Raw genomic sequence first — 14,450 nt, 5'->3', positions numbered from 1 at the left:
TGCCAGGATGCGGCAGCCCTTGGCCTTCGCCCGCCATGCCTGGTCGATCGTGCCGCTGCTGTTCGCCGACGTCCGGTCCAGTCCGTCGTCTTGGCTACTCGCCGGGCTACCTAATGTGAGGCGCGGGACCAGCGGATTAAGAGGCACAGCCCGCGTGAAGCCCCATCGTTCGCCGCCTCGGTCCGCCTAGTTGCGACAGCCGGTCTCGGGATGATGCCAGCCGCCTCAGTTGCTGTCACCGTTGCTGTCGAGACCACCCCCTGGGCCGACAGCCAACCAATCGCGCCGTCCGAACGGAACCGGCGATACCTCCGAGGAGGGTTTCGGTCAGCGCCCGAGTAGTTTTGCGAGGGCGCTCTTCTTGGGCACCGTAAGCAGCCCTTGGTCAGAGAGGTCCTTCGCTAAGGACTTCGACAAGGCCTTGTTGTGTTGTTTGGCCCCCGCCGTGAACCCATCGCGCAACGAAAGCGTGTGACCATAGCCCGCACCGCCCGCCCACACGACGACTCTGGCCGCAGACCGCAGATCGCCGGCAACGTTTCTGGCCAAGAGGTCTTCGGCCAGCTCGCTAGCGGCCTTCCTGACTTGGGTCGCTACGCCGGGATCGGAGGACACCCGAGCTTCAATCAAGAGTTCGACCTGCTCGGTCCTTTCGGCCTCGCGAGTCTTGTCCTTAATGACAGTACGGGCGTACTCGACAGCCGCGGCTCCGATTCCGGCTTGTCCAGCCGCCTGCAGTAGTGCCGCCGTGCCGTTCGTCTCGGCCACGGCCACCCACATCCGGGTGCGGTCGTCGGTGCTCAAACCGGCACAGTAGCGACCAAGGGCGAGGGGCGTAATGGCTACCTGACCGAGCAGAGAACGAACTTCGTTGGGGGCGGGCGAAAGCGCCAACCAGGCGTCAGTAACCGCCGTGGTCTGCTCTGCCCCAGGGATGCGTGCGACCTCGGCCGCCGCTGGGGCGTCACCGTTAAATACTGCTCGTACGCCGAGCTTGAGCCGCAGGACGGCCGCCTCTTCGCCGTCGGCCGGCTTGTACTCGTCGACGCGGGCGGACAACGAACGAGCGGCGGCTGCCGGGAGCTTCGTGCACAGCCCCACCCAGTTCGTCGTCACCGATGCCGGCAGCGGAATTGTGTTCGGCACTAGCGCTAGGTCGTTTACCAAGGGCTCCGCCAGCCGCGCTTCGGTTTCCGGCGAGAACAAGGCTGCGGCTGTCGCGAACAGTGCTTCTTTGCGCGCCCACAGTAGCGCGGCCGCCTCCTCGTCGTCAGCGGCCTCCTCCCATCCCACCGAGGACAACGTCTGTGTAAGCACTTCGGCTACCTTTTCGACGTCCATCGTAGATAGGTCATGGACCTTGGCTGCTAGCAGCGGTAACTGCGACAGAGCCTCGCGGTATACAGCGGCCCCAAGAGAGGGCACGAGCGTGGAGGTGAACACTTCAGCAGCAAGCGCTGCAACTTCGGCGTCATCATCGATCGGGATGCTTGGGAGCAAGGCGGACCAGACGGCCGCGTCCTCCATCGGGTAGTCGCGTAGGCCAAGCAGCGCGTGTCGAGCGCGCAGGACTGGAGAGCCCATCGTGGCCACGTGCTTATCCGCGTTGTCTAGGGCCCACTGACGGAGCGGAGCGCAGGCGGTCGCGGACTGCGCCAACGCGAAGACTGACGACAATAGACTCTCGCCGCTGGGACGGGATGTGATGGCGTCTACTAGCTCCTCAAGCCGCTGAACGCCCTTGCCGGTGTATTCGGGCGTCGGGGCGGGCCGGGCACGCCCGGGCTGAACCGGCTTTGGCTCGGACGTCTCAAGGTCGTTCAGAGTGTCGAGCACGGAGTCCTGCACCCGACGCCAGAGGGTCTCAGCACTCTCAATGGGGGCCTTGTTCAAGGCTGTCAGCAACGGCTGCGGAAGGTCGTTGAACCTATCGGCGAGCATCTCGACCAAGACCAGAGACGCATCGTCTTCGAGGTGCGGTAAGAGCAGTGCAAACCTACCGAGGATGTCTTGCGGATTGGGCTCTCGCCGAAGGCCGTCGAGGGTGTCTTTGACCACGTCAGAGGCGCCGGACCAGCAAGCAACTAGGAGAGCGCCTGGCAGGGACTCCTTCGAGAGGGTTTTTGCCTTGAGAGCTGCGATGAGCGATGGTGCAGCCTCGCGAGCGATGACCTCGCCGCAGTCCGGGTCGACGCGTTCGATGAGCTTGCACGCGGCCTCGTAAGCGAAGGCCCGGCCCGGCCCGGTCGTGGTGTCACCCTCAGTAACCAAAAGTGGGATGGCGATCATCAATGTCGATGATTCCTGGGCTTCGAACTCGGCGACCACCTGGTCGGGGGCGGTATCAGTTGCGAAGTCGATGACATCACCGAGACGCGGGTCCCCTAGGTTTTTATGGCCCGCTGCGCCTTGGAGATACAAGAGGTCGGGACGCGGGTCGCCGATCCCGGCGGCGGCGACCTTGGCTAGGTATGTGCCAAGATGGCGGCGCAACGTGTGATTAGCCTGTTCAACCTGGCCCGAGCGCCCCTCGGCCGCATCGGCGAGCAGCTCACCCGCTGGAGCCTCTTCCCCAGGGGCACGGTCACTCTTTACAGACTCTGGCTCTATCGAGAACCGCCGAACGGCGTCGCGAGCTTCGTCCGTCTGAACACCCTCGTCTCCCCTCAGATACGCGAGGAGTCGAGGCACGCGTCGCATCTCGTCAGCAACGACGGGAAATTCGGTCTGCAGCACGGTTAGCACGGCCAGCTCGTGTGCCCGATCTTGCCATGGAATAGCTCGTGCCTCGGCAATGCGCACAGTGGTCGCGTAGTTGTTCAGGAGCACCTTGACCCGCCGAGGGCTTCGGACATGAACCGGAATGAGCGCAAAGATGGCGAGTTCGTAGGCCTGCTGGCTCTCGGTTCGCAACTCCTCCCAAATGCCACCGCGTGCGTCGGCAAGATCGCGGGCGAACTTGGTCAGAGCGCGGGACCGCAGCGGCGGAAGCGCGATCTGGTGTTGAAAGATCTTGTCGAGGAATGCGCCTGGTGTCGAGTAGTACGGTTCATCCTCGCGGACCGGCTTGGCCTGTGGGAGCTTACGCAGGGCTCTTTCGAGTACCTCTCGATCGGCTGCCACGATGAATGCGCAGGCGTCCTGGTCAAGGAAGGTCTTGAGGTCGATCAGGGTCGCCACGACGTCCTCAGGAGAACATCGGTCGAGTTCGTCGATGAAGACCACGAGTCGTTCGGCCCTGCCGGAGAGGACCTTCTTCACAAGGTTATGGAACCTCTTAGCGAACTGGTCGGCCCCGACTGGCGCAGGCTTCTTCCTGGTAATGACGGCACCCTCGAACGCCTTGGGCCCAACCAAGACCGCCACTAGGGCCAGACCGAAGACCGTCCCGGCCTGAGGCAGAAGAGATTTGACGGCGGCCTTGAAGCCGTCATCCGTGAACGCCTCGGCGGCCCCGGCTTGCAAGACGACCCATAAGGTGGCGACGATGGCGGCCAGCGCAATACCAGCCAGCAGAGAACGCCAGTTCTCCTTCACCCACTTCAGAATGCTCAGATGCGTCTGAGTCTGCTCTTGGTGGAGGCCGTCGTTAAACTCTTCCTCTTTACCCAAACCGAGATCGTCGGATATAGAGTCGATGAAGTTCCGCTTGAGGTCCTGACCGCCGTACTTCCAGGCGTCGTAGCGTGCAACCCGAACCTTCTTGCCGGCCACGGCACTTAGGTGCTTCTCCATCATGGAGTAGACACTGGACTTACCCGACCCCCAAGGTCCGAAGAGAGCAATATTAACTGGCGACTGTGCCTTCAGTGCGATCTCCGCAACGCCCTTGGCGATGGCTTCGTGTTCAAGAAGGTCTGTGTAATCCTCGCCGAGACGATTGTCCGGAATCAGGTCTTCACGTCGCACCACCTCCGCAGGTGGTGTGGTCCGTCTTCCGAACATGCGAGGCCCCTTCTGCACTGCAGGGAACGCTAGGAGGGCGACCACCGTTTGACATGCCACTGGTGGGCCCGAGCGGGCGCGACGCAGCATGCCGTGAACGTCTGTCCGCCGCGGGCAAACATGAGATCTTGGTCGCTGCGTGCCACAGCCTAGACCCTGAACACTGGCTCGGCTATGTCTGACGGTGTCCTGGAGTGGTCTAGTGCCGCTCGACGGCGACAAGGTTGCCTCCGCGTTTGCGGGGCGCCGGCGCTCTGCGGCGCACTCAGGTCTGTCGCTCTGACGGCAGTCGTGGCGCAGTTGGCGGCCCTTGGTCTGGAGGAAGGGCTGAGGGTTTCGCACACCAGTTCACCAACTACAGGTAAGGGAACTCCCGCCGGCCTGGTAAACGGGCCGACCACACCTTGTCACCTGGCCAGACATCGTCACCACTGGTCGTCCGGCGTCGCCGCTGTTGACGGCTATGCGGCTCCATCATGTGGGGCGGGGAGGCACTGATGCCGCACCGCTCACCGGCACTCCGTTACGCCAGCAGGCAGCAGGTGTCGCAGCCGAACCTCACCGAGGTCAGCTTCTACGGGGACCGAGCCATACGGTTCCAGCAAGACCAGCATTGCGTCATGCAGTTCGACGGCCGCCTTTAGCACCAGGCGTGCATCCCGAAACGCGCCCTTCCCACGATGAGACAGGTTCGATCGGACTGCGTAGTAATAGCCGATGCCGCCGGTGCCATCCGGCCCCAACTCGAATGTATCGGTGGGATCCCTGCTGTCGACGACCTTGTCGGGCTTGGCGCCCACGGTCTTGAGGGCGGCACGAAACGCAAGGTCGTCGCCCAGTTTGTCAACCCGGACCATGGGCTTTAGCGCTGGCCCGTAGCGGAGTGCCGTGTATCGTTCTACGACGCTCCATAGCAGGAGGTAGGACGCTTGGAGACGGAAGAAACGGCCCCAGAACTCGGGGCTGTCCGGCTGCGCCTCCACGCCATCCGGCGCTGCCTCTAGCACGAGCTGCCGGACCTCGGCAAGTCCCTCACTAAGCACTGGATCATGCCTGGCCGACCACTCCCGTATTGGATCTCCAGAGATCCCGTCCTGCAGCCTCTTGCCAACGAGAACGTTGGCAGTGACGCTCCGGCCATCTTCAGTCACGGCTTCGGTCGTGTCCCAGCCGTACTGGGCACGTGGCTCAAAGTCAGCCACGATCTGCCAGGCCTCATCGGCCTTGTCCGCGGAAAAGAAGAGGAGAGAGCCGTGGACACGCTCGGTAGCCGAGGAAGCGAACAACGGCAGTCCATCACGCAGCTTGATCACACCGGCCACGTTGGCCTCAACGTGCCGGTCGACATACGGCTCGAGCAGACCGAAGGCCAGCTCGCCGGGCTTCAGCGACCCGTAGACGAACAGCGGAAGGATTCGATCCTGGGGCGGCTTGAGTGGTGGCACGCAGCGATTGTGCCACCGAATGATCCACGCGGCGTCCCGGCGCGCGCGACGGAGCTCCCACGCCCCGCCGGGGGGATGCGGACCCAACCTGCCGGCCGCTGCCAACTGGTGGCGGCCCTCGTCGACGAGCAGATGCCGGGCGTCGTCGGTTCACGTTCCGCGTTGGCCCGCATCGAGGCTCGCGCTGCCTTCTTGCTGCCTAGCTGCCTGACGCCTCGCTTACAACTTCTGTGCAGCTCGTCCGACATCGTCCCTGCCAGGATCTAGAAAACACGGACAACCGCCAATAAGCTGCCGGGATGGACGAAGAAGAAGGCATTGAGGAAGACCTACTAGAAACTGGCGACCCTGAAGCAGTCAAGGATTCTTCAGCCGAAAAGCCGGCCGATCTGCTGCAGCTGGCTGAACGTGCTGCAAACGCATCAATTCCGGTTGAGTGGAAATCATATGTGACAATGCGCCCAAATGGCGACGTCACAGAAAGAGCCACTCAATGGTATTTGCACATATCCCTGCCCGGCGGCGGCAAAGATCGCAAGATATTTAGCATCAGCAGATCGAGGGCCGGCGACTGGGCGAGCAGTAACTTCGAAAGCCTTGTCCTCCTTAAGGATTTCGCCGCAGCACTGGACCGCTCCACTAATGTCATCGAAGCGCTCGTGCGCCCACGCCTCGCCTTGAAATCGACGCTTCAAATGCTTCATCGAAAAGCTCGCCACGACGACGCACCTGATGAATTGAAGAGCGCTTCCCCCGCCGAAGATACGCTTGTAATTACCTCTACCTCCAACGGGATAGTCGCAAATGCGGAAATCTCGCCAGTAAGCGCCGGACTCGGGGCGGCGGAAGGCACGCGCCTAGGCTTCTCCCTCAAGGTGCGACTCAATTCGGCTTTGTCGTATGACGCATCAGTGAAACTGCTTGAAGAATTCTCGGCCGCATTATTCTTTGAGATGGACTTGCTCTACGACCTTCCACTCTCCCTTTCCGAAAGCGGGCGTCAGCGAATTCGAAGCGATGCGAGAGAGAGACCGCCTGAGAACCTCAAGGCGCCGACAGTGCCGCGAAACTTCTATTCCGTCGAGGCTGCATCTTTATATGCTTACGGGCGATCCGCGAGTGGCATGCCCCTGCTTCAGTATTTGGCCTTCTATCAGGTGCTTGAGTTCTACTTCCCCACCTACGCACGCAGCGAGACCGTTCGACGCTTCCAACGTAGGTTGAGAGACCCGGCCTTTGACCCAAACAACGAAAATCAAGTGGCCACCTTGGTGACATTCCTAAACGCCGAAGCGCGCGCATTGCAGTACGAAGAAGAGCAACTGAAAGCAACCGTGGACTCCTGCATAGACAGCAACGACCTGCGCTCCTTTTTGGAGCAGTCCGAGGCTCGCAAGGAGTTCCTTACCAAGAAGAATGCACTTAAGGGCGTCGGTCATCTCGTCTTGGACGAGAAGTCCAACGCTGGCCCCCTGACCAGCCAGGTTGCCTCGCGTGTTTACCAGATTCGCTGCCGAATCGTTCACGCCAAGGAGGACGGTGGTCCGAAACGCGGAGAACTGCTACTGCCGAATAGCGCCGAGGCAAAGATGCTGCAGCATGATATTAGTCTAGTCCGTTGGATCGCTCAGAGAGCTCTAATTCAAGCCGCGATTCGCAGTAACTGGTGACACGGCAGTCCGTCTCGCCATCCCGTCTGCCATCGACCCGCCCTCCTGGGGAGCGGACCGGCGCCCGGCCCGCCACGTCAAGCGGACCTTGACGCACGTACGGACGCTGGCGGGTCGGGCGGTGGTCTGCTCGGCTCGCCCGGGTCGATGGCAGACGGGATGGCTCCCCACCGCAACCACCCACGGACCGTGACCCGCCGATGCAGCCCTGGCCATCCTGGAGCCGGAGCGCCCCCGCCGGAGGCGCAGTAGCCGCGCCCCCGCGACCGCCGTCAGCTCGCCGACGCGGCCGGCGTGCGCTCCCCTACGCGGCGCGGGCTCGTGGCCGCGCGGCCCGGCCGGGTGCCGGCCCACCACCCCACTCGTCAACGGCCTGCCGTTCTGCGGCGGCCCCTTGGGCTTCACGCCTCCGCGTCAGCCGCCGGGCGTAGGCGTGTCGGCCGTGTGCGACAGCTAAGCGGCCGGCGCGCGCCCAGGCGGCGGCGCGTGCGGCCGTTCAGGGCCGCCTTGATAGATGTACAGAAAGTCCTCCCACATGGCCGGCAGCCGGCCGGACCGCCACGGCAGGCGCGCGATTACGACGGATTGACGTGTCCGGACCCGGTGCTACTCTGGCGACGTCGAGCACGCCAGCGGGGCCTTCCTGCCGGATCGCTGGGCTCGACTTCGGAGACACCGAGCGGCCTTCCTGCCGCTGATGCGGGGAACACCCGCCGGCTCTCGATCGCACTGGCCCGACGTGCCGGTTACCCGAATCCGCTGAGCGACCCAGCACGGCCTTTGTCGTCCACTATGGTCCGGGTTCACTGACTCCACGGGTGGAGGGGCCTGCCGCAACCCGCCGTAAGCCGACAGCCAGGCTCCTCCATCCCTACCGGCCACAACGCGAGGCCGTCAGCACCTCGGGCAAGAAGCCCTTCCGGCAGGAATGGCCCACCAGCCATCTGCCTCCGGCGTGAGCCGCCAATCCTTCGGCGGTGCCAGGAGACACGACGATCGCCACCAGCGGAATGCACGGCTTCCGCAAGCAGTGGCGGATCGTTCCCGTCCCCCACGCACCCCGGAGAGAGGCCATGCCCACCCCACTCGCACTAATCGACGTTCACAGGCCCGGCATCGCCGCCGGCCGCAACACTCAGGCCATGCACCGTGCCGCCACCACGCCGGACTTCTTCGGCTGGTTGGAGCACACCCGTGCCGCTGGCGGCTGCACCCGTCCCATCCGGCTCACCGGCGCCCTCGCCGCAGTCGAAAGCGCGACCGGTCGTGTGCTGCGCGAACAGCACACCGACGAACTGCCCGACCGCACGCTCTACAAAGCCTGCGGCAACCGCCGCGTCGCACAGTGCCCCGACTGCGCTTGGGTCTACGCAGGCGATGCCTTCCAGGTCGTCCGCAGCGGACTCACTGGCGGCAAAGGCGTCCCCACCTCGGTCGCCCGGCACCCGGTCGTCTTCGCCACCTTCACCGCCCCATCCTTCGGGGCCGTGCACCACCGGCACATCCCACACCACACCTGCGCCAACCGGCGGCGCTGCGACTGCCGCCCTGCTCCTTGCCACGCCCGCCGAGCCGTCACGGCCTGCGACCACGGACAGCCCGCAGCATGCTTCGCCCGCCACGAGGCGGACGATCCACACATCGGGCAGCCGCTCTGCCTGGCCTGCTACGACCACGAACACCAGGTGATCTGGAACTACTTCGCCGGCGAGCTGTGGCGGCGCACCAAGCAGGCGATCGAACGGCACCTGGCCGCGCTGTGCCGCCGACGCGGCATCCCCTCCGTGCGCGTGGTCGGCGATTCCGGCCGAGTGCGGACGGTCCCGCCGGTCCGGATCTCGCACGGCAAGGTGGCCGAGATGCAGCGCCGGGGCGCAGTGCATTTCCACGTGCTGCTCCGAGTCGACGGCGTCGACCCGCTCGACCGGGATGCCCTGGTGCCGCCGCCGGCCGGCATCACCGTCGACGACCTGGACGCCGTCGTCCACGCTGCCGCCCGGCAGATCGCATTCGTCACCCCCGCGCACCCGACCCGGCCTGAGGGCTGGGTGGTGGCATGGGGCGAGCAGGTCGACGTGCGGCGCATCAACCCCGTCGACGGCGACCTCACCGACTCGGCGGTGGCCGCCTACCTCGCTAAGTACGCCACCAAGTCGACCGAGGTCACCGGCCACTGCTCGACCCGGCTCACCCCCGACACGATCGACGGCTACGCCGACCCGGAAGGCGACCACCTCGCCCGCCTCATCGACGCCTGCTGGCGACTCGGACGCCCCTCTCCCACCACGACACCGACCAACGCCACAACGACCGGCGACCGTCAAGACCCGCTTGACGGCAAACCGAACCCTTACGCCGGACTACGTCGCTGGGCGCACATGCTCGGCTTCGGCGGCCACTTCCTCACCAAGGCCCGCCGCTACTCCGTCACCTTCGGCCTGCTGCGCGACATCCGCACCAGCTACCGCCACACCGCGGACAACATCGCCGACGACACCGTCATCATCGGCACTCTCTCCTACGCCGGCTCCGGCTGGCTCACCGAAGGCGACGCCTTCCTCGCCAACACGGCGGCCGCACGGCGGCGGGAAACGGGACGCATCGGCCGCGAAGAACTCGCCCATGAGGCGTGGGTGACGGGAGCCGCGGCATGAACAGAGAGCTCACCCCACGCTGGTACTCCCCCGCCGAGGTCGCCGTCCTGCTCGGCTTCGGCCTGTCCAAGGTCAAGATGAAGATCGCCACCGGCGAGCTACGGTCCATAAAGGACGGCAAGTACCGGCGCATCCTGCCCGAGTGGGTCGACGACTACATCCGCGAGCAGGTCCACCGGCAGGAGGTCGCGTGATGGCCAGCCGCACCCGCGCCAACGGCGAAGGCTCCATCTTCCCGTACCGCAACGGCTTCGCCGCCTACGTCTGGGTCACCAAGCCCGACGGGAAACGGACGCGCAAGTACGTCTACGGCAAGACGCGCGATGTCGTCCACGACAAGTGGATCAAACTGCATACGTTGGCGAAGCAGGGACCGGTGGCCACGAACGTGCCCACGGTCGCGAACTACCTGACGTACTGGCTCGCCGAAGTTGTCGAGCCGAATCGCGCGCCCTTGACCTACGCCACCTATGAGACGTTGGCGCGTCTCTACATCCTGCCCGGGATCGGCATGAAGCGACTCGACCGGCTATCGGTACGCGACGTGCAGACCTGGATCAACCAGGTGGCCAAGACCTGCCAGTGCTGCGGGCAGAACAAGGACGCTCAACGACCGGCGACACGGCGGCGCTGCTGCGCCATCGGCAACTGCTGTAGCGATCTTCCGTCTGCTCGGACCATCAAGGGCATCCGCGCCGTGCTGCGATCGGCCCTGTCCCAGGCCCAGGTAGAAGAACTGATCACGAAGAACGTCGCCGGTCTGGTGAAGCTCCCCGCGATCCGCCGCCGCAAGGGCAACACCTGGACCAGCGACGAGGCGCGAACGTTCTTGGAGTCGGCCCGCGATGTGGCCGACTACCTCTATCCGGCCTACGTCCTGGTCCTCGTGCTCGGCCTGCGCAAAGGCGAGGTGCTGGGTCTCACCTGGGACCACATCGACTGGGGCGGCTGGGACAAGAACTGCGCCGAACACGGGGAACCGTTCTGCGAGCGATGCCGTGACAGGTTCGACGTCTGTCTGCTCGTTGACAGGCAACTGCAACGCGTGCGCCGCGAGCTGCTGCACCGCGCGACCAAGACCGAGGAATCGGACGCCCCCCTACCCCTACCTGATATCTGCGTGACCGCCTTGCGACACCGCTACCTCCGCCAGCAGGCAACCGTCACGGCCGCGGGTGAGCGGTGGCGCACCACCGAGATGGTCTTCACGACGCGCTACGGCCTGCCCGTCGAACCCCGCAACTTCTCCCGCTCGTGGGACGCCGGCTGCGCGCGGGCGGGCGTCAAGAAGATCACCGTGCACGACGCCCGGCGTACCTGCGCGTCGCTGCTGGTCGACCTCGACGTCCATCCCCGCATCGCGATGGCGATCCTGCGGCACGCCGACTTCTCGATCACGATGGACGTCTACAGCCAGGCGTCATCCAAGGCCACCCGCAACGCGCTGCGGCGAATCGGCGAAAGCCTGGAGCTATGACCGCTGCTGTACTTCACTGCTGTACGGAATGCAAAAGGGGCCGTCTCGATCATCCGAGATGGCCCCTGAGCTGTGTCGGGACGGCGGGATTCGAACCCACGACCCCTTGACCCCCAGTCAAGTGCGCTACCAAGCTGCGCCACGTCCCGTTGCCTCAGCGGTCTCCCGCAGCGGCCGGTACAGCGTAGCGCACCCTTTCCTCGTTGCACGCACACCCCTCACCGGGTGCACGGCGCCACATCCCCTACAGCGTCCTAGGACAGTAGGGTGGGGCGGAAACGGATGAGGCCCCGCTGGAAAGCGGGGCCTCGTGCTCGTTCTCGATCAGCCGTGCGGCTTGCCGCGGCCGCCGGGGCCGAGCTGCTTACGGGGCCGCACCGACACCTCGATCGGGCTTCCCTCGAAGCCGAACTCCTCGCGCAGCTTGCGCTCGACGAAGCGCTGGTAGCCGGGGTCGAGCGGCGCGGTGGTGAAGAGCACGAAGCGCGGCGGTGAGGTCCCCGCCTGGGTCGCGAAGAGCACCCGGGGGGCCCGTCCCCCGCGAATGGGGTGCGGGGTGGCCTGCACGAGGGCGGTGAGCCACTGGTTGAGCACGCCCGTCGGGACCCGCTGCTCCCAGCTCTTGAGCCCCTTGCGCAGGGCCGGCGCGAGCTTCTCCACCGCCCGGCCCGACATCGCCGAGATGTTGACCCGGAGCGCCCACGGGATGCGCTTGAGCTCCCGCTCGATCTCCTTGTCCAGGTAGTAGCGCCGGTCGGTGTCGACCAGGTCCCACTTGTTGAAGGCGATGACGAGCGCCCGGCCGGACTCGACGACCATCGTCAGGATGCGCTGGTCCTGCTCGCTGATCGGTTCGCTGGCGTCCAGCAGCACGACGGCGATCTCGGCGGCCTCGATGGCCCCGGCCGTGCGCAGGCTGGCGTAGTACTCGGTGCCGCTGGCCTTGCCGACCCGCTTGCGCAGGCCCGCGGTGTCGACCAGTTGCCAGGTCTCGCCGCCGATCTCGACGAGGCTGTCGACCGGGTCGACGGTGGTGCCGGCGACCGAGTCGACGACGGCGCGTTCCTCGCGCGCCAGCCGGTTGAGCAGGCTGGATTTGCCGACGTTGGGGCGGCCGACCAGGGCGACGCGGCGCGGGCCGCGGGGGCCGGGCTCACCGACGGGCGGCGGGTCGGGCAGCGCGTCGAGGACGGCGTCGAGCAGGTCGCCGGAGCCGCGTCCGTGCAGGGCGGAGACCGTGTACGGCTCACCGAGCCCGAGCGACCACAGCGAGGTGGCCTCCAGCTCGATGTTGGCGTTGTCGGCCTTGTTCGCGACCAGCAGCACGGGTTTGTGGCTGCGGCGCAGCATCTTGACCGCCGCCTCGTCGACGTCGGTGGGGCCGACGGTGGTGTCCACGACGAAGAGCACCACGTCGGCGGTGCTGACCGCGATCTCGGCCTGCGCGGCGATCGCGCCGGCCCGGTCCTTGGCGTCGGGTTCCCAGCCGCCGGTGTCCACGACGGTGAACTGCCGCCCGGACCACTGGGCGTCGTAGGGCACCCGGTCGCGCGTCACGCCGGGGACGTCCTCGACGACCGCCTGCCGACGGCCGATGATGCGGTTGACCAGTGTGGACTTGCCGACGTTGGGACGTCCGACGACGGCCACGACCGGCACGGGGCCGGTCGCGTCGACCACGTCGTCGGTCGGCTCGTGCAGTTCGGTCCAGCCGCGGTCGGCGCTCATGCCGTCCCCCCGATTCGTTGCATGGCGTCCGGAGACGTTCCCCCGCTGATGATTGATCCGGTCATGCGGTGACCCGTCCCTCGAGCAGATCACGCAGGCGCGCGACGACCTCGTCGACGCCCATCGCGGTGGTGTCGAGCACCACCGCGTCGGAGGCCTGCTGCAGGGGGTCGACGGCGCGGGTGGAGTCGAGGCGGTCGCGGCGGGCGAGATCGGCGGCGGTGGCGGTCACGTCCGCCGCGTACTCGGCGCTGCGCCGCCGGGCCCGCGCGTCGGCGGAAGCGGTCAGGTAGACCTTCAGGTCGGCGTCGGGCGCGACGACCGTGCCGATGTCGCGCCCCTCCACGACGATGCGCTCGGCCCCGGCGATGATCTCGCGCTGCAGCGCGACCAGGGTCTGGCGGACGACGGGTACGGCGGAAACGGCGGAGACCGCGGCGGTGACCTGGGGGCCGCGGATCTCGGCGTCGACCGGGGTGCCGTTGGCGGAGATGTGCGGCGCGGTGGGATCGGTGCCGATGGTGAGTTCGGTCTCGCCGGCGATCTTCGCCACCGCGTCGGAGTCCTGGGGGTCGGCGCCGGAACGCAGCACCGCCCAGGTGACCGCGCGGTACATCGCGCCGGTGTCGAGGTAGCGGGCGTCGAGCGCGCTCGCCAGGCGTCGGGAGACGGTGGATTTCCCCGATCCGGACGGGCCGTCCACGGCGACCACAAATCGCCCGGTCCGCACCTTTTCCGCCACCGTTCCTCCTTGCCGGTCACCGCATCGGGACCGCCCGCTCCGACCGCCCCGGAGGGCGGCCCGGTCCGGTGATTTCCCCGGACCCTCTAGGGCAGATCGTGCCCGCTGTCGTCATCCATCATGCCCGGTCGCCGGAACCCGCCCGCGCCCGACACCGCCGTGGGCGACCCGCGCCACCCGGCGCGCCGTGGCGGGGCACGCCAGCCGGGGTGGGTCGGGCGTTGACCGGACGCCGGAACGGCCCGATGATCAACGATCATGCCCGCACAACACGGCACGGCCGGCGCCCTCCTCGTCATGATCGCCGCGGTGCTCTGGGGCACCACCGGCACCGCTGCGGCGCTCAGCGCGTACCCCGGATCTCCGCTGGGTCTCGGCACGGCCCGCGTCGCGCTCGCCGGCCTGCTGCTGCTGGCGGCCGCGGTGCTGCGACACCGCCGTGATGTCGCACGCCTGCTCTGGCGCCCGGGCATCCGCGCGACCGTGCTCGTCGGCGCCGCCTGCATCGCCGGCTACCAGGCGTGCTTCTTCGTCGCCACCCGGCAGACCGGCGTCGCGGTCGGCACGCTCACCGCGATCGGCTCCGCGCCCGTCTTCGCCGGCCTGCTCGGCGCGGTGCTCGGCGCCCGCGCCAGCCGGCAGTGGATGGCCGCCACCGCCGTGGCGCTCGCCGGGCTCGGCCTGCTGGTGACCCCCACCGGCGACGTGCAGGTGCGCCCGCTCGGCGTCGCCGCCGGGCTGGCCGCCGGCGCCGCCTACGCCGGCTACACCTGGTGCAGCCGGCGCCTG

General features: G+C 66.6%; 9 protein-coding genes and 1 tRNA gene. 5 read left to right on the top strand and 5 right to left on the bottom strand.

All coding sequences use genetic code 11. The annotated features are described in order from the left end of the window. Nucleotides 1-327: 327 nt before the first annotated feature. Nucleotides 328-3,945, bottom strand: a complete 3,618-nt coding sequence (locus AB0J06_RS23400) for a P-loop NTPase fold protein (RefSeq protein ID WP_357431319.1) — start codon at nt 3,943-3,945, stop codon at nt 328-330. Nucleotides 3,946-4,454: 509 nt separating this feature from the next. After that, nucleotides 4,455-5,390 carry a gamma-glutamylcyclotransferase gene (locus AB0J06_RS23395; protein ID WP_357431317.1) on the bottom strand — a complete coding sequence of 312 codons (936 nt, stop codon included), beginning with the start codon at nt 5,388-5,390 and terminating at the stop codon, nt 4,455-4,457. Nucleotides 5,391-5,689: 299 nt separating this feature from the next. Here AB0J06_RS23395 and AB0J06_RS23390 point away from each other — a divergent pair, with 299 nt between their 5' ends. The 4 genes from AB0J06_RS23390 (at nt 5,690) to AB0J06_RS23375 (ending at nt 11,191) form a co-directional block, all read left to right on the top strand. Continuing rightward, nucleotides 5,690-7,060, top strand: coding sequence for a hypothetical protein (locus AB0J06_RS23390; protein ID WP_357431315.1), 1,371 nt, complete (start codon nt 5,690-5,692; stop codon nt 7,058-7,060). Nucleotides 7,061-8,133: 1,073 nt separating this feature from the next. Continuing rightward, nucleotides 8,134-9,714 (top strand): replication initiator, encoded by a 1,581-nt coding sequence (locus AB0J06_RS23385; RefSeq protein WP_357431313.1) that lies wholly within the window; start codon nt 8,134-8,136, stop codon nt 9,712-9,714. After that, a complete protein-coding gene (locus AB0J06_RS23380; RefSeq protein ID WP_357431311.1) occupies nt 9,711-9,908 on the top strand; it encodes an excisionase family DNA-binding protein in 198 nt (65 codons plus the stop codon). The genes AB0J06_RS23385 and AB0J06_RS23380 overlap by 4 nt, the downstream gene beginning before the upstream one ends. Further along, entirely contained in the window at nt 9,908-11,191 is a 1,284-nt protein-coding gene (locus tag AB0J06_RS23375) for a site-specific integrase (RefSeq protein ID WP_357431309.1), read from the top strand. The genes AB0J06_RS23380 and AB0J06_RS23375 overlap by 1 nt, the downstream gene beginning before the upstream one ends. Nucleotides 11,192-11,266: 75 nt before the next feature. Here the strand turns inward: AB0J06_RS23375 and AB0J06_RS23370 are convergent. From AB0J06_RS23370 to cmk, 3 genes are all read right to left on the bottom strand, one after another. Beyond that, nucleotides 11,267-11,340 (bottom strand) — tRNA-Pro (locus AB0J06_RS23370). A gap of 175 nt (nt 11,341-11,515) precedes the next feature. Further along, nucleotides 11,516-12,919: a ribosome biogenesis GTPase Der gene (der, locus tag AB0J06_RS23365; protein ID WP_357431307.1), complete on the bottom strand. Its 1,404-nt coding sequence runs from the start codon at nt 12,917-12,919 to the stop codon at nt 11,516-11,518. 61 nt (nt 12,920-12,980) lie between these two features. Beyond that, nucleotides 12,981-13,661: a (d)CMP kinase gene (gene cmk / locus AB0J06_RS23360; RefSeq protein WP_357431304.1), complete on the bottom strand. Its 681-nt coding sequence runs from the start codon at nt 13,659-13,661 to the stop codon at nt 12,981-12,983. 258 nt (nt 13,662-13,919) lie between these two features. Between cmk and AB0J06_RS23355 the strand changes: the two genes are divergently transcribed. Then, on the top strand, nt 13,920-14,450 hold a 531-nt coding region (locus AB0J06_RS23355), incomplete at its 3' end, for an EamA family transporter (protein ID WP_357431302.1).

Origin of the sequence: Micromonospora sp. NPDC049679, assembly GCF_040659735.1 — a bacterium.
Lineage (GTDB): Bacteria > Actinomycetota > Actinomycetes > Mycobacteriales > Micromonosporaceae > Micromonospora_I.
The sequence above is the reverse complement of the archived record's forward strand: the minus strand, read 5'-3'. Positions and strand labels throughout refer to the sequence as shown.

What these genes read in the sequence shown, in the direction of transcription:
- AB0J06_RS23400 (WP_357431319.1), bottom strand. Translation starts at nt 3,945, where the DNA reads ATGTTCGGAAGACGGACCACACCACCTGCGGAGGTGGTGCGACGTGAA.
- AB0J06_RS23390 (WP_357431315.1), top strand. Translation starts at nt 5,690, where the DNA reads ATGGACGAAGAAGAAGGCATTGAGGAAGACCTACTAGAAACTGGCGAC.
- AB0J06_RS23385 (WP_357431313.1), top strand. Translation starts at nt 8,134, where the DNA reads ATGCCCACCCCACTCGCACTAATCGACGTTCACAGGCCCGGCATCGCC.
- AB0J06_RS23380 (WP_357431311.1), top strand. Translation starts at nt 9,711, where the DNA reads ATGAACAGAGAGCTCACCCCACGCTGGTACTCCCCCGCCGAGGTCGCC.
- AB0J06_RS23375 (WP_357431309.1), top strand. Translation starts at nt 9,908, where the DNA reads ATGGCCAGCCGCACCCGCGCCAACGGCGAAGGCTCCATCTTCCCGTAC.
- der (WP_357431307.1), bottom strand. Translation starts at nt 12,919, where the DNA reads ATGAGCGCCGACCGCGGCTGGACCGAACTGCACGAGCCGACCGACGAC.